This is a genomic window from Burkholderia sp. AU33803 (assembly GCF_002223095.1).
Classification (GTDB): domain Bacteria; phylum Pseudomonadota; class Gammaproteobacteria; order Burkholderiales; family Burkholderiaceae; genus Burkholderia.
The window spans coordinates 67,684-84,980 of the sequence record NZ_NKFJ01000008.1 but is presented as its reverse complement, the minus strand read 5'-3'; the positions used below and the strand labels follow the sequence as shown (position 1 = coordinate 84,980).

The 17,297-nt window shown below is 67.1% G+C and carries 20 protein-coding genes; 4 read left to right on the top strand and 16 right to left on the bottom strand.

The window, feature by feature from the left end; genetic code table 11:
• Window positions 1–34 precede the first annotated feature (34 nt).
• Window positions 35–379 carry a zinc ribbon domain-containing protein YjdM gene (locus CFB41_RS31915; protein WP_021158207.1) on the bottom strand — a complete coding sequence of 115 codons (345 nt, stop codon included), beginning with the start codon at window positions 377–379 and terminating at the stop codon, window positions 35–37.
• 363 nt (window positions 380–742) lie between these two features.
• On the opposite strand from CFB41_RS31915, the gene CFB41_RS31910 reads away from it, so the two are divergent.
• The 3 genes from CFB41_RS31910 (at window position 743) to CFB41_RS31900 (ending at window position 2,239) form a co-directional block, all read left to right on the top strand.
• A complete protein-coding gene (locus tag CFB41_RS31910) occupies window positions 743–1,006 on the top strand; it encodes an HPr family phosphocarrier protein (protein ID WP_179250258.1) in 264 nt (87 codons plus the stop codon).
• A 63-nt stretch (window positions 1,007–1,069) separates the two neighbouring features.
• Window positions 1,070–1,291, top strand: a complete 222-nt coding sequence (locus CFB41_RS31905) for a hypothetical protein (protein WP_089444187.1) — start codon at window positions 1,070–1,072, stop codon at window positions 1,289–1,291.
• A 408-nt stretch (window positions 1,292–1,699) separates the two neighbouring features.
• On the top strand, window positions 1,700–2,239 hold the full coding sequence (locus CFB41_RS31900) for a GNAT family N-acetyltransferase (protein WP_089459337.1): 540 nt from the start codon (window positions 1,700–1,702) through the stop codon (window positions 2,237–2,239).
• Window positions 2,240–2,300: 61 nt separating this feature from the next.
• Here CFB41_RS31900 and CFB41_RS31895 read toward each other — a convergent pair whose 3' ends face one another.
• Together CFB41_RS31895 and CFB41_RS31890 are read right to left on the bottom strand one after the other, a co-directional pair.
• Window positions 2,301–2,522, bottom strand: a complete 222-nt coding sequence (locus tag CFB41_RS31895; protein WP_089459336.1) for a hypothetical protein — start codon at window positions 2,520–2,522, stop codon at window positions 2,301–2,303.
• Window positions 2,523–2,574: 52 nt separating this feature from the next.
• Window positions 2,575–2,940 (bottom strand): hypothetical protein, encoded by a 366-nt coding sequence (locus tag CFB41_RS31890; RefSeq protein WP_256941321.1) that lies wholly within the window; start codon window positions 2,938–2,940, stop codon window positions 2,575–2,577.
• A gap of 632 nt (window positions 2,941–3,572) precedes the next feature.
• On the opposite strand from CFB41_RS31890, the gene CFB41_RS31885 reads away from it, so the two are divergent.
• A complete protein-coding gene (locus CFB41_RS31885) occupies window positions 3,573–4,283 on the top strand; it encodes a response regulator (RefSeq protein ID WP_089459335.1) in 711 nt (236 codons plus the stop codon).
• Window positions 4,284–4,293: 10 nt separating this feature from the next.
• Here CFB41_RS31885 and CFB41_RS31880 read toward each other — a convergent pair whose 3' ends face one another.
• The 13 genes from CFB41_RS31880 to CFB41_RS31820 all read right to left on the bottom strand — a co-directional run bounded on the left by CFB41_RS31880 (window position 4,294) and on the right by CFB41_RS31820 (window position 17,218).
• Window positions 4,294–4,776 (bottom strand): DUF1641 domain-containing protein, encoded by a 483-nt coding sequence (locus tag CFB41_RS31880; RefSeq protein WP_089444218.1) that lies wholly within the window; start codon window positions 4,774–4,776, stop codon window positions 4,294–4,296.
• Window positions 4,777–4,914: 138 nt separating this feature from the next.
• The gene (locus tag CFB41_RS31875; protein ID WP_089459334.1) at window positions 4,915–6,090 is read right to left on the bottom strand and encodes a YncE family protein; all 1,176 of its coding nucleotides are present in this window, start codon (window positions 6,088–6,090) and stop codon (window positions 4,915–4,917) included.
• A gap of 61 nt (window positions 6,091–6,151) precedes the next feature.
• Entirely contained in the window at window positions 6,152–6,964 is an 813-nt protein-coding gene (locus CFB41_RS31870) for a creatininase family protein (protein ID WP_089459333.1), read from the bottom strand.
• Between the two features lie 231 nt (window positions 6,965–7,195).
• Window positions 7,196–7,594: a RidA family protein gene (locus CFB41_RS31865; RefSeq protein ID WP_089459332.1), complete on the bottom strand. Its 399-nt coding sequence runs from the start codon at window positions 7,592–7,594 to the stop codon at window positions 7,196–7,198.
• Between the two features lie 95 nt (window positions 7,595–7,689).
• On the bottom strand, window positions 7,690–8,460 hold the full coding sequence (gene benD, locus CFB41_RS31860) for a benzoate diol dehydrogenase BenD (RefSeq protein ID WP_089459331.1): 771 nt from the start codon (window positions 8,458–8,460) through the stop codon (window positions 7,690–7,692).
• A gap of 2 nt (window positions 8,461–8,462) precedes the next feature.
• Window positions 8,463–9,485, bottom strand: coding sequence for a benzoate 1,2-dioxygenase electron transfer component BenC (gene benC / locus CFB41_RS31855; RefSeq protein WP_089459330.1), 1,023 nt, complete (start codon window positions 9,483–9,485; stop codon window positions 8,463–8,465).
• Window positions 9,486–9,530: 45 nt separating this feature from the next.
• Window positions 9,531–10,019 carry a benzoate 1,2-dioxygenase small subunit gene (benB, locus tag CFB41_RS31850; RefSeq protein WP_089444178.1) on the bottom strand — a complete coding sequence of 163 codons (489 nt, stop codon included), beginning with the start codon at window positions 10,017–10,019 and terminating at the stop codon, window positions 9,531–9,533.
• Window positions 10,016–11,374, bottom strand: a complete 1,359-nt coding sequence (locus CFB41_RS31845) for a Rieske 2Fe-2S domain-containing protein (protein WP_089459329.1) — start codon at window positions 11,372–11,374, stop codon at window positions 10,016–10,018. The genes benB and CFB41_RS31845 overlap by 4 nt, the downstream gene beginning before the upstream one ends.
• Window positions 11,375–11,495: 121 nt before the next feature.
• Window positions 11,496–12,440 (bottom strand): catechol 1,2-dioxygenase, encoded by a 945-nt coding sequence (gene catA, locus CFB41_RS31840; RefSeq protein WP_089444176.1) that lies wholly within the window; start codon window positions 12,438–12,440, stop codon window positions 11,496–11,498.
• Window positions 12,441–12,496: 56 nt separating this feature from the next.
• Window positions 12,497–13,633: a muconate/chloromuconate family cycloisomerase gene (locus CFB41_RS31835; protein ID WP_089459328.1), complete on the bottom strand. Its 1,137-nt coding sequence runs from the start codon at window positions 13,631–13,633 to the stop codon at window positions 12,497–12,499.
• 545 nt (window positions 13,634–14,178) lie between these two features.
• Window positions 14,179–15,657: an indoleacetamide hydrolase gene (gene iaaH / locus CFB41_RS31830; protein ID WP_089459327.1), complete on the bottom strand. Its 1,479-nt coding sequence runs from the start codon at window positions 15,655–15,657 to the stop codon at window positions 14,179–14,181.
• 103 nt (window positions 15,658–15,760) lie between these two features.
• Window positions 15,761–16,474 (bottom strand): helix-turn-helix transcriptional regulator, encoded by a 714-nt coding sequence (locus tag CFB41_RS31825; RefSeq protein WP_089459730.1) that lies wholly within the window; start codon window positions 16,472–16,474, stop codon window positions 15,761–15,763.
• Between the two features lie 306 nt (window positions 16,475–16,780).
• Window positions 16,781–17,218: a hypothetical protein gene (locus tag CFB41_RS31820; RefSeq protein WP_144029979.1), complete on the bottom strand. Its 438-nt coding sequence runs from the start codon at window positions 17,216–17,218 to the stop codon at window positions 16,781–16,783.
• Window positions 17,219–17,297 lie beyond the last annotated feature (79 nt).

Here is a 17,297-nt window from a genome sequence, read left to right as displayed (position 1 = left end):
GTCGATTGCTGACGGTCGATGGGAGCGCGCGCGCTCAGACTTTCTTCAGGTAGCAGGCCTTCAGCATGAAGCCACCCATGTCGGTCTTGCAGTCGACCTCGTGATCGCCGCCGACGAGCCGGATGCTCTTGACCTTGGTACCCATCTTAAGCGTGATCGACGAGCCCTTCACGCGCAAATCCTTGATCAGCACGACCGAGTCGCCATCCGACAGCACGTTGCCGTTGGCGTCCTTGACGACGTCGCCCGCCGGTTCGTCGCCCGTTTCGGCGCCGGCGCCGGCCGACCATTCATGGCCGCAGTCCGCGCATACGGTCAGCGTGCCGTCCGGGTAAGTGTTTTCCATCGCGCATTGCGGGCAGGCGGGGGCGGCGTTCATTGCAGCTTCCATTCAGGGGGAGTTGAGTCGTCGATAAAAAGGCCGGACACGCTGGCAGCGTCGCCCGGCCCGCCTGAAGGCACGCGCCGACGGGTCGGCGAGCCGCCTCCGGCGCACACGACATTATAATGCAATACACATATCTTGGTATCTGTATTATAATCAGCGTTTTCGCGCCGTTCGCCGGACTTGCCGCCAGTTTCACCGAGAATGCCGGCACATGAATGCAGGATGCACATGCCCCGGCGGCGCTGCCGGCTTACCGGCGTCATGCGGAAAAGCGCGTTTCTCCCGTGCCTGGCGCACCGCCGGCCCGGCGCCGCACACCGATCCCGACGTTCCGTCCAGAGGCTCTCCGACATCGTGGCAACCGTTGTGTACGTTGAAATCGGCCCCGCGTGGAACCGCAACCGCGGCTACGCCGCACGAGCAGCAGCCGTCGACGCGGCGCGCGGCTTCGAAAGCGACATCCTGCTGATCGCGAACGGGATCAGCAGCGACGCGAAGGACAGCGCCGCCGTCGCGGCGCTGCAGGTGCACGGCGGCACGTCCGCCCAGGTGCTGGCCACCGGCCCCGACGAGGAGGCGGCGCTGCAGGCGCTGCTGCCCGTGCTGCAGGCGAGCTGAGCGGCGCGTCACCCGATGTCACGGCACCCCGCCCACCCCGAATCCCCTTTTCACGAGGAAGCGATGAGCGACAACTTCACGCCCAACACCCCGAACCTGTCGGCCTCCGCCATCTGGGCGCTCGAGCGTCTCGCCGACGTCCGCTACGGGCGCGATGCGCCGGCGCTCGGCTGGTCGATCGCGAGCGAACTCGTCAGCGCGGGCTTCGTCAGCCATCCCGCACACGGCCGCTCGGGCGCGTCGATCACGGCCGAAGGTCGGACCTTCCTGAAGAACCGGAAGTAGACCGCCGGCGGCCGCGAATCAGCTTGATCCCTCCGGGCATCATGTCGAGTGCCGGATGCACATCGGACGGGAGGCGCACCGCATGAAAGCGCGGTTATCGCGCGGAAAGACGATGGAATGGCGCCCGCTTCCCGTACGGCGTCGTCGATGCGGCGGCATCACCTCCGGCCGCCCGCACCGCAGCCCGTCCGTGCCAGGGTTTTGCTATCATTCCGGCTCCCTGTCTTGCCGAATTGGCCATGCCCGCTCGCAGCGGGCCGCCGTCGCCTGCCGTCAATCGCACGTCGTCGCTCGCCGAGGAACATCGCCGGCCGATCTGCCTGCCGGTGCGTGAACGGGACCCAACCAGCGCGGCATCGACATGCCGACGGCCTGACCGTCCCATGCTCCTCCTGTCCGGAAGCCACGATGCTGCCCGTCTCCTCCCCGCCCGTTCTCGACACGCCGCGTCTCATCCTCGAAGGCCATCCGCTCGGCGACTTCGAAGCGCTCGCCACGATGTGGGCCGAGCCGCAGGTCGTCGAACACATCTTCAACGGCAAGCCGTCCGCGCCGCGCGATTCGTGGATGCGCATGCTCGCGTATCGCGGGCTGTGGCCGCTGCTCGGCTATGGGTACTGGGCGATTCGCGAGAAGGCGTCGGGCCGCTATGTCGGCGATCTCGGCTTCGCCGATTTCCACCGGGTCATCGAGCCGTCGATTCGCGGCGTGCCGGAAGCCGGCTGGGCCCTTGCGACGTGGGCGCACGGCAAGGGTTACGCGACCGAGGCGCTCTCGGCCGCACTGGCATGGCTCGACGGGCAGAACCGGTTCGAGCGCAGCGTGTGCCTGATCGCGCCGACCAACGTCGCGTCGATCCGCGTGGCGGAAAAGGCGGGTTATGGTGAGCCGGTGCCGATCCGGTTCAACGACACCGACTCATTGCTGTTTTCGCGCGCGCGCCGCTAGGCTGCCGGCGCACGAGTGACGTGGGCGTGCCGTCTGGACGGCACCGGCGCGCCCTCGCCGCTCACTCCACGACCGGTTCGTACAGGGTCGTAAAGAGCCCGTGGTCCATCGGCCAGCAGTTGCCGCGATCATCGCGCAAGATCCAGTCACCCGACTTCACCGAACGCCAGCCTTCCGGTGTGGCGATCGCACGCCCGCCTTCACGGGTTTCCACCCGATCATGGTCGCCATCAGCAAACCATTGTGTTGCATCGACATAACTGACGCGTTTTCGAAATCGCATACCGCCACCGAAATGTTGAGACCTGACCGGCACGTTCGAGGACCTGTCCGTGTCAATGCGTGTACGGCGCGAAGCGCCGTGAAATGGATGAGCGCCACGAATGGGATCGGGCGGCCATGACATCCGCCTCGGGCGATGGCGGCCGGGGCGCCAGCCGGGTGTCGTGCAACGCCTCCCGGCCCGCCGCGACGCGTGCCTCCAGCGTTTCCCGTGCGGTGATCGAGATCCGGATATCGATCTCCCGCATTCTCCCGATCGCCGCGTGAACCTCGTCGGGTTGATCGGGTGACAGCGCCAGCAAGAACGCCGAACGTGTTTCTGCGGCCCGGACGGCCTCGCTCCAGTCGGCGTCGGCGACCGCGACTTCGATCGCGTTCGTGAGTGAATCGAGGCTCCGGATGATTTGAAGCGGTGTCATTTCGCATTCCTGTCAGAACATCGTTCCGGCCAGACGTTTGCCGCCGGAAAGGCGGGTGACGTCGACATCGATTCGCGCGCGTCGAGCACCGGCAGTGCCGTGCCGAACGGACGCACCGGGCGAGCAATGGCACGCTGTCGGTCACCGCCACCGCGTTGGCATTCCCTTCGACGGCCGGCCGGAAGCCGGCGTGCGTGATGCTCGCCACCGAGTCGCCACGATTGTAAGGACCTGTCCGTTGCCCGTTTCGTAATATTTTGTAATGATATGTCGAGCAATCTTTACCGGCTGGCGGCCCGCGCGGGGGCGCTTTCCATGCGCCATTTTTCCGCAAACGTTTTCGCGCGAACGACACCGCGCCTGCGGTCCTTGCCGGTGATGAACCGGATCCCGCGCCTGACCTTATCGCCCAACCATCGCCCCGTTCCGCGACGACACGCTTCCCCCCCTTCGCCCTTTTGCGTGGCTGCATGGGCGGGGTGATGCGCGTGCGGACCGGGCGGCCGAGCGATGCAGATTTCGCCACATTCCACCGGATTGTTCGGACGTATCATGCGCGTCTCTTCAGCCCCCCCATGGTCGGACTGGGCTTGAACGCTCGCCACTTTCCCGTTTCATCCCCTCGTTTAGCGATGCCCATCCGAATCCTGCTCGTCGAAGACGACGTTCAATTGTCCTCACTGATCGCAGACTATCTGCGCACGCATCAGTACGAGGTGGACCGCCTGTTCGACGGCACCGACGCCGTCGCCACGATCGTCGCGCGTCACCCCGACCTGGTGCTGCTCGACATCAACCTGCCGGGCAAGGACGGCTTCGAAATTTGTCGCGAGGCACGCATGCAGTACGACGGCATCGTCATCATGATGACGGCCCGTGACGAACAGTTCGACGAATTGCTCGGCCTGGAATTCGGCGCGGACGACTTCCTCCGCAAGCCGGTCGAGCCGCGCATCCTGCTCGCGCGGATCAAGGCCCACCTGCGACGGGTGCGCATGCGCCCGGACGACGTCGAGCCGGCATCGCCGCATCGTTTCGAGTTCGGCAAGTTTTCGATCGACCGGGCCGATCGCAAGGTTCGTCTTCCCGACGGTAGCGCACCCCGCCTGACGTCGACCGAGTTCGACCTGCTGTGGGCGCTCGTCTGCCGCGCCGGCGAGGTGGTCAGCCGAAAGGACCTGACGCTGCTGCTGCGCGGCATCGAGTTCGACGGCTTCGACCGGTCGATCGACGGCCGCATTTCGAAGCTGCGCCGCAAGCTGCGTGACGACCTGACGGAACCGAAGCGAATCAAGACGATTCGCAGCAAGGGCTATCAGTTCAGCAAGCACGCGTGGGACTGACACGCTGCGCTCAGGTGCCCGTCGTCTTCTCGCCGCGCGCGGTGACGGGCGTCTCGGGGGCGCGCGCGAGCCCCTGCGCGAACACCTTCAACCCTTCGAGCAACGGCGTCAGCGCGTCCCACAGCGCTTCGTCGTGCAGCAGCCGGTACGCGCCGCGCACGCCGGGTGCGACATGCTCGTGCTGCGCCGGCTGCCACGCGCCGACGTGATGCAGCGCGTCGGCGGCCGCGAACACGGCCTTGCCGAACTGTTCTGGCGGAATGCGCGACAGCGCCGTCAACAGCGCCGCGAGATTCTGCATGCCGCTCTGCATGCCCGGCTTGTCGAGCGCGTCGACGAACGTGTCGGCCAGCCGCGCGTTCGCGCTGACGACCTCGGTCGCCAAATGCAGGAATCCATGCTGGTGCAGGCTGCCGAGCAAATGTTCGAGCGCATCGTGCGCGCTGGGCGCCGGTTGCGGCGGTGTCGTATCGGGGGACTGGCGTTCGGTCATCGGCTTTCTCCGGTTGGGACGCCACGCGGCCGCCGCGACGGCGGCCACGCGCGCCGATTGCATGCGCGGGTTTCATCGGCGAGCCATGCGACCCGCGTGTCGAGCGGCCGGGCCGGTACGCAATGACCGGCCGCCGCCCTACCGCATGTTTCCCGTATGGCCCAGCGAATAGCGGCCCGGCTGCGGCCACACCGTCAGGCCGTGCGGCTCCATGCCGACGGGAATCTGCCGGACCGCGCCGCTCGTGGTGTCGATCGCGTAGACGACGTCATCGAAACGGCCCGACAGCCACAGCGTGGTGCCGTCCGCGCTGACGTTGCCCATGTCGGGGCTGCCGCCGCCGGGAATCGGCCAGGTCGCGACCACCTGGCGGCTCGCGAAATCGAGCACCGATACGCTGCCCTTGCCGTGGCGCGGCCCATGGACGCGATTGGAGCCGCGATTCGCGATATAGAGCTTCGTGCCGTCGCGGCTCGGGTACAGGCCGTGCGTCCCGACGCCGGTCGGGATGAAGCCGATCTTCGTGAAGGCGTCGCCATCGACGACGTATACCCCGTCGGCCATCATGTCGGCGACGTAGAACACCTTGCCGTCGGGCGACACGCGAATGTCCTGCGGCATTCCTTTCCGGTCGAGCTCGAGATAGCCGACCACCTTGCGGTTCACGAAATCGATCTTGGCCAGCTTGCCGCCGAACTCGCACGTGAAGAGCGCATACCGGCCGTCGATCGAAAAGTCGGCATGGTTGATGCCCTTGCATTGCGGCACATCGAGGCTCGATTTCAGCGCCATCGTCTTCGGGTCGCGGAAGTCGAGCCGCGCATGTGCCTCGGCCACCACGATCGCATCGTGGCCGTCCGGCGTGAAATACATGTTGTACGGATCGTCGACGTTCACTGGCTGGCCGGGCTTGCCCGTCTTCGGGTCGATCGGCGTCAGGCTGCCGTCGGTTCGCCCTTCCGCATTGTTCGCGACCCACAGCGTCTGCAGGTCCCAGGCCGGCACGACGTGCTGTGGGCTACGGCCAACGGCGAACCGGGCGACGACCTGGTCCGTGGCCGGGTCGATCACGTAGACGTCGTTCGATCTCAGGTTCGGCACGTAGATGCGCGGCAACGCGCCCGCTACCGCCGCGCTCATGCGGCCGGCCTGCGCCTCGCTGTACAGGTTGTCGGGATGGACGACGGGCGGTATGCCGGGTACGGTCGCGACGGCGGCCGCCGCGATCGCTCCGCGGGCACCGACGGCCAGCGCCGCCACGATGACGGCCGCGGGACGGGAGAAGCGAAGATGACGGCGAAAGCGCGGTTGCATGACGATGTCCCGGTTCGATTGAAGGGAACGACGACCAAGGTGGCGCGACGGCGCGGCTGCGTCAGCGGCCGGCGATGTCCTTTCTGATCGCGTCGACGGTGCGCGACACGATGGCGTCGGTGCCCAGCCGGCCGAGTTCGACACTCGCGTGACGCGGATCGCCGCCGTAGACGCCGTCGACGGCACCGGGCTTCGCGGCGTTGCGCAGCTTGTCGACCCTGACCATGCGCGGCTCGACCGCCAGCAGCAGCGCCGTATCGGCCAGCCCCGCATGCGTGCCGACATCCGCGGCCGGCACGCCGTGCTCGCGCAGGATCTGGTCATAGCCGTCGGAACTGGTGCCGTAGTACGCGGCCGGCACGAACGCGCGCGCTCCCGTGCCGGCCCACGACTTGTTGAGCCGCGCGACGGATTGCTTGATGTCGTTCTGGTAGCCGCCGTGGTCGCCGAGGAACACGATGTTCGTGAAGCCATGGACGCGGAAGCTGTTGGCCGCGGATTCGAGGGTCTTTTCGAAGACGTCGTCGGGCACGGTGATCGTGCCCGGGAAGCGCATGTGCGACGTCGGCGGCGCATAGCCGCCCTCGGGCACATAGGCGATGACGGGCGCGACGATCGCGTTGCCGAGGCCTTCCGCGATCCGCCCGGACAGCACCTTGACCCGCGCGTTGTGCTTGCCGAGCGCGACGTACGGGCCGCTTTGCTCGGTCCCGCCGATCGGAATCAGGATCGTGGTCTTGCCGGCCCGGATGCTGTCGCGCAGTTCGGTCCAGGTCATGTCTTCGAGTTGCACCGTGCCCGGCGCCTGGGCTAGCACGGCTTGCGCGACGGTGACAGCGAGGGCGGCGAGGATGGCGCGTGGCAGGCATTTCATCGCGGATTCCCGACGGTAGGAAAGAAACGACGCGGCGTTCCCTCGCACCATAAACGAACTCGCATGACTTGTCGCTGACCGACGCATGACGCTTCACGCCGCCGGTCGAGAGAAAGGTTTTCGTCAGGATGCCGTCTTGCGTCGTGACGCCTGTCACTCCCGGTCAGCCCGCGACGAGCCGATTCGCTGCGCGGATCCCGGCACCTCGCGCCCGCGCCGCGTCAACGCCCATCACGCCGGCAACACGGCCACCGCCTTGATCTCGACGATATAGCCGGGCGCGCCGCCCAGCATGTGCGCACCGACCGCCGTCCACGCCGGCTTCGGGTGCGCGGCAAGGTAACGGTCGCGCACCTGCATGAACAACGGCAGGTCGCGCATGTCGGTATGGAAAGTCGTCAGGTCGACCACGTCGTTGAACGAAGCGCCGGCCGCCTCCAGCACCTGCTTCAGGTTCTCGAACGCCTGCACGATCTGCGCTTCACGGCCTTCGACGAGCCGCATCGCCGCATCGCGGCCGATCTGGCCGGATACGTACAGCGTATCGCCGACCATCAGGCCCGGCGCATAGCCGATTTTCTCGTACACCGCTTCCATTCCCGCCGGAACGATGGCTTTGCGATCATGCATGGGAGTCTCCGTGGCCGACGCCGTCGCGCCGGCCGGTGAATATGTTGTCAATGAACACACGTTGAGCACGTGCAAGCAGCGTCACGCCACGCCGCTCAACCCGTATCGCCGCCCGCGACCGGCAGCACCGTGCCGGTGATGTAGCTCGCCTCGTCGGACGCGAGAAACAGGATCGGCGCGATCTGCTCGTCGAGGCTGCCGTAGCGCTTGAAGAACGTCGATTCCGTGACCTGGCGCACGGCCTCGCCCATCCATGCCTGTTCCTGCTCGCTGTCGCCGGCCGCGTTGCGCGGCACGCGGCGCGGCGGCGCGCTGGTGCCGCCCGGTGCGGTCGCCACGACCCGGATGTTGCGCTCGGCGTACTCCATCGCGAGCGCCGCCGTCAGCGCATTGACGCCGCCTTTCGCCGCCGAGTACGGCACGCGGCGGATGCCGCGCGTCGCGTTCGACGAGATGTTGACGATCGTGCCGCCGCCGCGCGCGAGCAGGTGCGGCAGCACCGCGTGGCACGTATAGAGCGTCGGCATCAGCGAACGGCGGATTTCCGCATCGATCTGCGCGGGCTCGAATTCGGCGAACGGGCGCATGCGAATCGCGCCGCCGACGCCGTTGATCAGGATGTCGATGCCGCCGAACGTCTGCGCGGCGTGCGCGATCGCCGCGTGCGCACCGTCGTACGTTTCGAGATCGGCGACGAAGCCGGCCGTCTCGCCACCGGTCGCTTCGGCCGCGACGTCGGCGACGAAATCCGCGCGATCGACGAACAGCACCCTGCCGCCTTCGGCCGCCGCGCGCAGCGCGACGCCGCGGCCGATGCCCTGCGCGGCGCCCGTGACGACGATGACCTTGCCAGAGAATCGTTGCATGATCACGCCGCCTTTGCCGTGACGTTGGGGGTGAATTTCTCGTAGTGGAAGCTGTTCGGCTTCACGCCTTCGTCGTCGAAATACTGGCGCACCGCGTCGACCATCGGCGGCGGCCCGCACAGATACACGTCGACGTCGCCGTCGTTCAGCGCATCGGCCGGGATGTGCTGCGTGACCCAGCCCTTGCGCGGATGGCTCGACGCCGCATCCGCGACGACCGTCGCGAAGCTGAAGTTCGGCAGTTTCGCCGCGTAGGCTTCGATCGCGTCGACCAGCACGAGGTCGAGATCGCGCGTCACGCCGTAGATCAAGTGCACCTTCTGTTGCGACCCGGTGCGCGCGAGCGCCTCGAGCATCGACAGGAACGGCGCGAGCCCCGTGCCGCCCGCGAGGAACAGCAGCGGCCGCTGCACGTCGCGCAGGTAGAAGCTGCCGAGCGGCCCGTGCAGTTCCAGCGTGTCGCCGGGCTGAGCCGATTCGAGCCACGTGCTCATCACGCCGCCGGGAATCTTCTTGATCAGGAAGCTGACCTTCGCATCGGCCGGCGCCGACGAGAACGAGTACGACCGGTGCTGCCCGCTCGCGGGCACGTCGATGTTCACGTACTGGCCCGGCAGGAACACGGGCGCGGCCGCGCCGACGTCGAGTTCGAGCACGACGGCCGCGTCGTTGTGCTGCTCGACCTTCGTCACCGTGGCGGCGAAGCTGCTCTGGCCGGTCTTGCATGCGACCGACGACGTCGGCACCGCGATCACGCAATCGCTTTGCGGCACCATCTGGCACGTCAGCACGAGGCCGCCGCCCTTTTCGTCCTCGGTGAGCGCGTCGTCGATGTAGTCGTCGCCGAGGTCGTAGCGGCCGCTTTCGGCGCGGCACTTGCAGGTGCCGCACACGCCGTCGGAGCAATCCATCGGCAGGTTGATCTTCGCGCGGAAGGCCGCGTCGAGTACCTTCTCGCCGGCCTTGCAGTCGATGAAGCGGGTTACCCCGTCCTCGAAGTTCAGTGCAATCTTGTAGCTGGACATGGCGTCGCCTCCACTTCCTTGTCTTTGATGACGAAACAACGGGCGTCAGACGTGATAGACGTCGAGCACCTGCCGGATGTAGTCGTTCTTCAGCACGATCTTCTTGTACGAGATCAGCAGTTCATCGCCCACCTGGCGCAACGTGACGAACATCGTGCCGAAGAAGTGATCGGTCACGCGGTAGCGGTGGTTCAGCGTGTGAAAGTTGTAACGCACGTCCACCTCGCCGTCGCGTTCGGCCAGCACCTCGACGTTCGTCACGTTGTGGCTGGTGCGCGGCTCGGGCGTCGATGCGCCGCTGCGCTCGGTCTTGATCCGGAACACGCGATCCTCGAGGCCGCCGCGATCCGGGTAGTACATCAGCGAGATCTGGCTCTGGTGATCGTCGGTCGGCCGATCGTCGTCGTCCCATGCGGGCATCCAGTACGTGACGTCCTCCGTGTAGCACGTCAGCCATTCGTCCCACTGGCGATCGTCCAGCAGGCGCGCTTCGCGATACAGCGCCGCGCAAATGATCCGGTAATCGAAGCTCATGCTGCCACCTCCCCGCGTTCCTTCTTCAGCGCATCGCGCATCACGTGCACCCAGTGTTCGTGCTGGCACACGAACAGCCCTTCGTCCTCGCTGCGCTCGCCGGAAATGCGCGGGTTCAGCCCCATCTTCTTCGCGTTCTCGTCGGGCCCGTCGACCCACAGCGGCGCACCGCGCGACAGGTCGTTCCACATCGCCGTGATACCCGCGTAACCGGCCTGGCATGCGCGGAATTCCTCGAGATCGTCGGCGGTGCCCATGCCCGTGACGTTGAAAAAATCCTCGTACTGGCGGATCCGCACCGTGCGATCGGTCTCGCTCTCGCCCTTCGGCGCGAAGCAGAAGATCGTGACCTCGGTCCTGTCGACGCCGAGCGGCCGCACCACGCGGATCTGCGTGCTGAACTGGTCCATCAGGAACACGTTCGGGTACACGCACAGGTTGCGGGTCTGGTTGACGATGAAGTCGGCCTGCACGTCGCCGACGCGCGCCTTGATCTCGTCACGGTGCTGGTACACCGGCCGCACTTCCGGGTTCATCGTCTGCGTCCACAGCAGGATGTGGCCGTTGTCGAAGCCGTACACGCCCGCGACCGACTTGCTCCAGCTGTTCGCATCGACGGCCTTGGTGCCGTCCTCCTTGCGGCGGCCCATCGTCGCCGCGTAGTTCCAGTGCACGGTGCTGACGTGGTAGCCGTCGCAGCCGTTCTCCATCTGCATCTTCCAGTTGCCTTCGTAGATGTAGGACGAGTTGCCGCGCAGCACTTCGAGCCCGTTCGGCGCCTGGTCGACGATCTGGTCGATGATCACGCGCGCTTCGCCGAGATACTCTTCCAGCGGCAGCACGTCGGCGCTGAGGCTGCCGAACAGGAAGCCGCGATAATTCGCGAAGCGTGCGACTTTCTTCAGGTCGTGCGAGCCGTTCGTGTTGAACTGCACCGGATACTCGGTCGTCTTCTCGTCCTTCACCTTCAGCAGCTTGCCGGTGTTCGAGAAGGTCCAGCCGTGGAACGGGCACGTGAAGCTGCCCTTGTTGCCGTGCTTGCGGCGGCACAGCATCGCGCCCTTGTGGGCACAGGCGTTGATCACCGCGTGCAACTCGCCGGTCTTGTCGCGCGTGATCACGATCGGCTGGCGGCCGATCCACGTCGTGTAGTAGTCGTTGTTGGCCGGGATCTGGCTTTCGTGCGCCAGGTACACCCAGTTGCGCTCGAAGATGTACTTCATCTCGAGCTCGTACAGCTCGGCGTTCGTGAAGATGTCGCGGCGGCAGCGGAATACGCCGGCTTCCTTGTCGTCCTGCACGGCGGTGGCGAGCAGGTGATCCAGGTCGGTGGCTTGGTCGATCGTGGCGGACATGTTGGCTCCTCCCATGCGCGTGCCGCGTCCTGCAAGCACGCTCGCATCGGTAATCGGTTGAATCTCGCGGAAACCCGGCCGGCGGCGGCGTATCGGCGCCGCGCCGGCGGGCGGTGGGCGGTTACGCCGTCGCGGCTGCGCGCGGCCGGTGGACGATCTGGTTGTCCTTGCCCTGCACCCGTGGCGTCAGCACGAAGTTGAATTCGATGTCCTGGTACGCATCGGCCTTCATGCCGAGCGCCGTGCCGCCGGTCTTGTCGACCACGGGCGGGATCAGTTCCTCGCGTGTCGCATACGCGAAGTCATCCCAGATCAGCGGATCGCCTTCGATGTTGAACTGCGTCGTCAGCTTGCGGTGGTCGGGGCTGTCGACGAAGAAGTGCACGTGCGCCGGGCGGTTGCCGTGGCGGCCGAGGCTGTTCAGCAGCTGCTGCGTCGCGCCCTGCGGCGGGCAACCGTAGCCGACCGGCATCAGCGTGCGGAATTCGTACTTGCCGTCGGCGCCCGTTCTTACCGCGCCGCGCAGGTTGAACTCGCTCTGCTTGCCGGTCGGGTCGAAGTGCGAATAGAAGCCGTGCGAGTTCGCGTGCCAGCATTCGACCAGCGCGCCCGCGACCGGCTTGCCGTCGAGGCCGGTGACCGTGCCGTGGATCACGAGCGGGCCCGCGCCGTCGTCTTCGTCGAGGTCGATCTTCGACACGCCGTCGCGCACCGGTGCGCCCGCCACATACAGCGGCCCTTCGATCGTGCGCGGCGTGCCGCCGTCGAGGCCGGCCGCCTGGTCGGCGGCGTCCATCCGGATGTCGAGATACTTCTCGAGGCCGAGGCCGGCCGCGAGCAGCGCCGCTTCGCCGTCCTGGCCGAGCTTGTTCAGGTAGTTGACGCCGGCCCACACCTCGTCGGGCGTGATGTCGAGATCGTCGATCGCCTTGAACAGGTCGCCGAGCAGCCGCAGCACGACCTGCTGCGTGCGCGCGTTGCCGCCGTTCGTGCCGTTCGCGCCCGCGTTCGACGCGGCCTTCAGCAGATCCTGCACTTCCCGGGACTCGAAAACTTTGACGCTCATGATGGTGTCTCCACGTGTATTGGGGGGAATGACGGCCGTTGCCTGGCTCGGGTTATCTATCGCGCGACTTTCGTCAGCCCGTCGCGGGTGAAACGCCTGACCTTGTCCTCGTCGAGTTCGATGCCGAGGCCGGGGCCGTCCGGCACGGTCAGTTCGAAGTCGCTGTAATCGAGCGGCTGCGTCAGGATCTCTTCGGTGATCAGCAGCGGCCCGAACAGTTCGGTGCCCCACTGCAGGTTCGCGACACTCGCGAACAGGTGCGCCGACGCCACCGTGCTGAACGCGCCTTCGAGCATCGTGCCGCCGTACAGCTCGATGCCGGCCGCATCCGCGATCGCGGCGACGCGCTGCGCGGCGAACAGGCCGCCGCTTTGCTCGATCTTGATCGCGAACACGTCGGCGCCGTGATGCTTCGCGATCTCGAACGCGCTGTCGGGGCCTTGCAGGATTTCATCGGCCATCAGCGCGACGGGGAAGCGGCGCATCAGGCGCGCCAGCGCCGCGGCCGAGGCCACCGGCTGCTCGACCAGTTCGCAACCGGCATCGGCCAGCGCCGGAATCGCGCGCGCGGCCTGCGTTTCGCTCCACGCCATGTTCACGTCGACGCGCACCGACGCGCGATCGCCGACGGCCCGCTTGATCTCGGCCACGTGGCGGATATCCGTCTCCGGCGACTTCGCGCCGATCTTCAGCTTGAACACGTTGTGGCGGCGCAGGTCGAGCATCCGCTCGGCTTCGGCGATGTCGGTGGCCGTGTCGCCCGATGCGAGCGTCCAGGCGACCGGCAGGCGATCGCGGCGGCGGCCGCCGAGCAGCTCGCTCACCGGCACGCCGAGCCGCTTGCCATGCGCGTCGAGCAGCGCGGTCTCGAGTGCGCTCTTCGCGAAGTGGTTGACCTTCGCGAGCTTGCCGAGGAACGCCATCAGCGTCTGGATGCGCGTCGCGTCCCGGCCGATGATCGCCGGGGCGAGATACGTGTCGATCGCCAGCTTCATCGCCTCGGGGCTTTCCGGGCCGTAGGCCATGCCGGCAATCGTCGTGCCTTCGCCGAGGCCCGTCACGCCATCGCTGCAGCACACCTTCACGAGCATCAGCGTCTGGCCATGCATCGTGGCCACCGACAGCTTGTGCGGGCGGATCGTCGGCAGGTCGACGAGGCGGGTTTCGATGCGTTCGATGGTGACGGAGGACATGGGGCACGCCGTGGAGGTGAAGTTCTTGAGGCGATTTATACGTCTCGGCCAGATCGAGCGTCCAATACTTTTAGGCGGTCATTTCAATACCTGACAGGTATTGAAATTCGGGGATATTCAGTCGATTTAGCTTGTCACCATACCCTCAATGACAGGCAAGATCGCCGGGAAGCCGCGCTGGATCGAGGGGAGCGGCCACCCGGGAGGCGGACGGCCGGAGACGGGAAAGGCATTGGCCGCCACGCGTGCGGCGACGCAAAAAAGCGGCTTCGGTGGCCCGCTGTCAGGGTTTTCCTGATGCCTCGCTCGGGGGGCTCGTGGGGCGAGTTTTTCGATATGCGCGGTTGGCGGCGGGCTTCGCGGGCGTGGGTTCGAGCGGTTGTCGGGTCAAGACGCTGCGGCGCCGGCGGGATTCACGTCAGCGGTGCTTGCGCATCGGGTCGGGCGTGCGAAGGGCTCGGCGTCAGCGTAGCCTGCCTCGCGCGCATGCGGGCCGGCTCCGGCACTTCAACCGCCGCACCGCCCCCAGGTGCGGCGGCATCGCATCACGACTCCCCATCGACACCCGCGTATCCACCCAACCTGCCCTTGACTCCGAATCCATCGTCAGGCAACGGCAGCCGCCCGAGCACCCGCTCGACCTCCAGCGCGACCGCGATGAGTTCGCGATCGGTGCCGGCCGCCCCGTCCAGCGCGAGGCCGACCGGCAGCCCCGCCGCCGTCAGGCCGGCCGGGACGGTCATGCCCGGTACGCCGGCATTGCTGCCCGGCTCGGTATTCCGGATGTAAGTCGCGAACACCGACGCAGGCTCGCCGTTGAGCATCATCGCGTCGCCCGCCGGAATCGGGCACGCGGTCGCGATCGTGGTCGGAAACACCAGCGCGTCGGCGCCGCTGTCGGCGAGGCACTGCCGATACGCGGCACGCGAGCGCGTACGCCGGTCGAGCGCGGTGCGGTACGCCGCTTCGCCGATCCCGTCGGGGCCAGTGATATGGCGGGCGATCTTCGCGACATCCGGGCTCCCCACGTTCGCGACGATGTCGTCGACCGACAGGTCATAGCCGTTCTCGACCAGATACGCGTGCATCGACGACCGGAATTCGTACAGGGCAATGACGGCCGGCTCGTCGTCGAAGAACCCCGGATAGTCGTTCAGGTCGATATCGACGCACTCGAAGCCCGCCTGCGCCAGTTTCGCCATCGCGGCATTCGCCACCCTTTCGACATCTTGAGCGAGGCCGCGCCAGAACGTCGTGCGCGGAACCGCCAGGCGCACCGGGCGCGTCGCACTGCGGATCGGCAGCGACGCGCTCGCATGGGTGCCGGTGCCGGACAGAATCGCGTCGAGCAGCGCGATGTCCTCGACCGACCGCGCGATCGGGCCGACGGTGTCGCGCGTGCGCGAAATCGGCGCGACGCCGCCCGACGGGTAGCGCCCCACCGTCGGGCGAAGGCCGACGGCACCGCACAGCGCCGCCGGAATCCGCACCGAGCCGCCGGTGTCCGTCCCGAGCGCGGCGGGCACCACGCCCGCGCCGACCAGCGCGCCCGAGCCGCTGCTGCTGCCGCCCGGAATCCGGTTGAAGTCGTACGGGTTGCGTACCGCGCCGGTCACGCGGTTGTTGCCCGACACGCCGAACGCCAGCTCGTGCAGGTTGGCCTTGCCCGCGATCAGCGCCCCTTGCGCGAGCAGCCGCGCGACGACCGGCGCATGCTGCGGCGGCACGCGGTTGTGCAGCGCCAGCGTGCCGTTGCCGGTCGGCAGGCACGCGGTGTCGATGTTGTCCTTGATCGCGATCGGCAGGCCCAGCAGCGCGTGCGGGGTGGCCGACGTCGCGAGGTCGCGGTCGCAGCGGGCCGCTTCGGCGAGCAGTCGTGCTTCGTCGACGCACGTAAAGCCGTTCAGGTAGCGCCAGCGGGCGTGCCGCTCGATCATGGCGTACGCGTATTCGACGCAGGAAAACTCACGGCGCAGGATCGCATGCCGGGATTCGGTGAGCGTCAGGGTTCCCAGGGTGGGCATCGTCGTCGTTCCTCGTAACGGGGATCGTCACAAGGTAGGGCGCGCCGATTTTGACGCCCATCATCACAATGGATGACCCCGACCGACGGCCGCGCGCGACGGGTTACGCCAGCGCGGCCGCCAGGCTCGCGCGGTTGGCGACGCCCTTCTTCGCCATCACGCGCCGCAGATGCGTGCGGACCGTCGGCACCCCGATACCGAGCGTGCGCGCGACGTCCTTGTCGGTGTAACCGGCGGCAACCAGCCGCGCGACGTCGCTCTCTCGCCCGGTCAGCCCCGCGCACGCATGGCGCCGCCGCAGCAGCGCGCGCCGGAAAAACGGCTCGATGCCGTTCAGCAGCAGCTTGTCGCGTTCGGTGAAGTCCGGCCGCCATTGCGCTCGCCAGATGCGCAGGTCGCCCACATGCGTCGCGCCGTCGAACGCGTAGACGTTGATGCCGTGATGCATCCCGTCGCGGCACAGGAAATCGGTGTAGAACTCGGTCTGCTCGAGCTCGCGCCGGCTCACCACTTCGTCGACGCAGGTCGCCACGCGGCGCGCGCGCAGTGGCGGCGTGACCGGATCGATATGCTGGAACCACGCTTCGTAGCGGGCGATCTGCGACGGATCGACGTTGTACGCGAACCCGTTGCGCCACAGGCCGGTGTGTTCGTCGCAATCGAACGATGCGGCGAAATCGGCGCGGAGCAGCTGCGTGATCGCGGGCAGCACGACCGTCCTTACGTCGACGACCGGCCCCAGTTCTTCCAGGCGGGCGACGATGTCGCCGAACAGCCGGAGTTCCTCCGGTGTGATATCGGATGCGGAAAGGTTCATGACGGACGGTTCCTCGGCAAGCCGGTGGAGAACATCTGCATCGAGCGCTGCGATGGGCGCTTTCGCGGCGAAGGCCCGAACGGGCGCCGGTTTGTCGCGATGCGCCATGTTACCCGGCGGATCGACGTACTGCGTATCGCGTATCGACTGCGGCGCCGAGCGGGCTCATGGTTCGCGCGGCACTCCGACACCTGAGCGGCTCGCCAAGGCGCACGAGGCAAAACGGCCGGTTTCCCGAGGCGAACCACGCCCGGCCCGTTGCGGCGCGACGGGCCGCAGCGTCATTACGCAGGCGTGACGCCCCGCTCAGCGGCCGGCACCCGCCCCCACCGCCTGCCATTGCGCGGCCACGCCGGCGGAATCCCGGACCTTGAACGCGGAGCCGTCCTTGACGTGGACCCAGCCGAGCGTGCGCTCGGCGAGCGGCTTGTCGTGATCGTCCGTCGCGATCTTGACGATCGCCTGCGCACGCACATGGACGAGACCGTCCGGATAGTCGGACGACGGATTCGCGAGCGTCACCGTCACGAACGGCCCGAGATCCTGCAGCAGTTGAGCGGCCGGCGGATTGTCGGCCATCAGCAACGAACCGCCCTTCACGCGGTCGTCGACGCGAATGGCCGTGCCGCCCGGCCGCCGTTGCGCCGCGGTCGGCTGCGACATCCACAGCACGTGATCCGGGTTGAGATAGACCACATCGGGGTCGCCCATCGCGTCGCGGGTTTCAATCCGGGGTATCGGCATGCAGAGTCTCCAGTCGAATAGCGGGCACCGATGCCGGTGCGTCGGCATCCATGATGATGCCGCAATATGTCGGCTTGCC

Bases quoted from the DNA above. Each gene is read 5' to 3' on its own strand.
- CFB41_RS31915 (WP_021158207.1), bottom strand. From the start codon at position 379: ATGAACGCCGCCCCCGCCTGCCCGCAATGCGCGATGGAAAACACTTAC.
- CFB41_RS31905 (WP_089444187.1), top strand. From the start codon at position 1,070: ATGAGCGACAACTTCACGCCCAACACCCCGAACCTGTCGGCCTCCGCC.
- CFB41_RS31900 (WP_089459337.1), top strand. From the start codon at position 1,700: ATGCTGCCCGTCTCCTCCCCGCCCGTTCTCGACACGCCGCGTCTCATC.
- CFB41_RS31895 (WP_089459336.1), bottom strand. From the start codon at position 2,522: ATGCGATTTCGAAAACGCGTCAGTTATGTCGATGCAACACAATGGTTT.
- CFB41_RS31890 (WP_256941321.1), bottom strand. From the start codon at position 2,940: ATGACACCGCTTCAAATCATCCGGAGCCTCGATTCACTCACGAACGCG.
- CFB41_RS31885 (WP_089459335.1), top strand. From the start codon at position 3,573: ATGCCCATCCGAATCCTGCTCGTCGAAGACGACGTTCAATTGTCCTCA.
- CFB41_RS31880 (WP_089444218.1), bottom strand. From the start codon at position 4,776: ATGACCGAACGCCAGTCCCCCGATACGACACCGCCGCAACCGGCGCCC.
- CFB41_RS31875 (WP_089459334.1), bottom strand. From the start codon at position 6,090: ATGCAACCGCGCTTTCGCCGTCATCTTCGCTTCTCCCGTCCCGCGGCC.
- CFB41_RS31870 (WP_089459333.1), bottom strand. From the start codon at position 6,964: ATGAAATGCCTGCCACGCGCCATCCTCGCCGCCCTCGCTGTCACCGTC.
- CFB41_RS31865 (WP_089459332.1), bottom strand. From the start codon at position 7,594: ATGCATGATCGCAAAGCCATCGTTCCGGCGGGAATGGAAGCGGTGTAC.
- benD (WP_089459331.1), bottom strand. From the start codon at position 8,460: ATGCAACGATTCTCTGGCAAGGTCATCGTCGTCACGGGCGCCGCGCAG.
- benC (WP_089459330.1), bottom strand. From the start codon at position 9,485: ATGTCCAGCTACAAGATTGCACTGAACTTCGAGGACGGGGTAACCCGC.
- benB (WP_089444178.1), bottom strand. From the start codon at position 10,019: ATGAGCTTCGATTACCGGATCATTTGCGCGGCGCTGTATCGCGAAGCG.
- CFB41_RS31845 (WP_089459329.1), bottom strand. From the start codon at position 11,374: ATGTCCGCCACGATCGACCAAGCCACCGACCTGGATCACCTGCTCGCC.
- catA (WP_089444176.1), bottom strand. From the start codon at position 12,440: ATGAGCGTCAAAGTTTTCGAGTCCCGGGAAGTGCAGGATCTGCTGAAG.
- CFB41_RS31835 (WP_089459328.1), bottom strand. From the start codon at position 13,633: ATGTCCTCCGTCACCATCGAACGCATCGAAACCCGCCTCGTCGACCTG.
- iaaH (WP_089459327.1), bottom strand. From the start codon at position 15,657: ATGCCCACCCTGGGAACCCTGACGCTCACCGAATCCCGGCATGCGATC.
- CFB41_RS31825 (WP_089459730.1), bottom strand. From the start codon at position 16,474: ATGAACCTTTCCGCATCCGATATCACACCGGAGGAACTCCGGCTGTTC.
- CFB41_RS31820 (WP_144029979.1), bottom strand. From the start codon at position 17,218: ATGCCGATACCCCGGATTGAAACCCGCGACGCGATGGGCGACCCCGAT.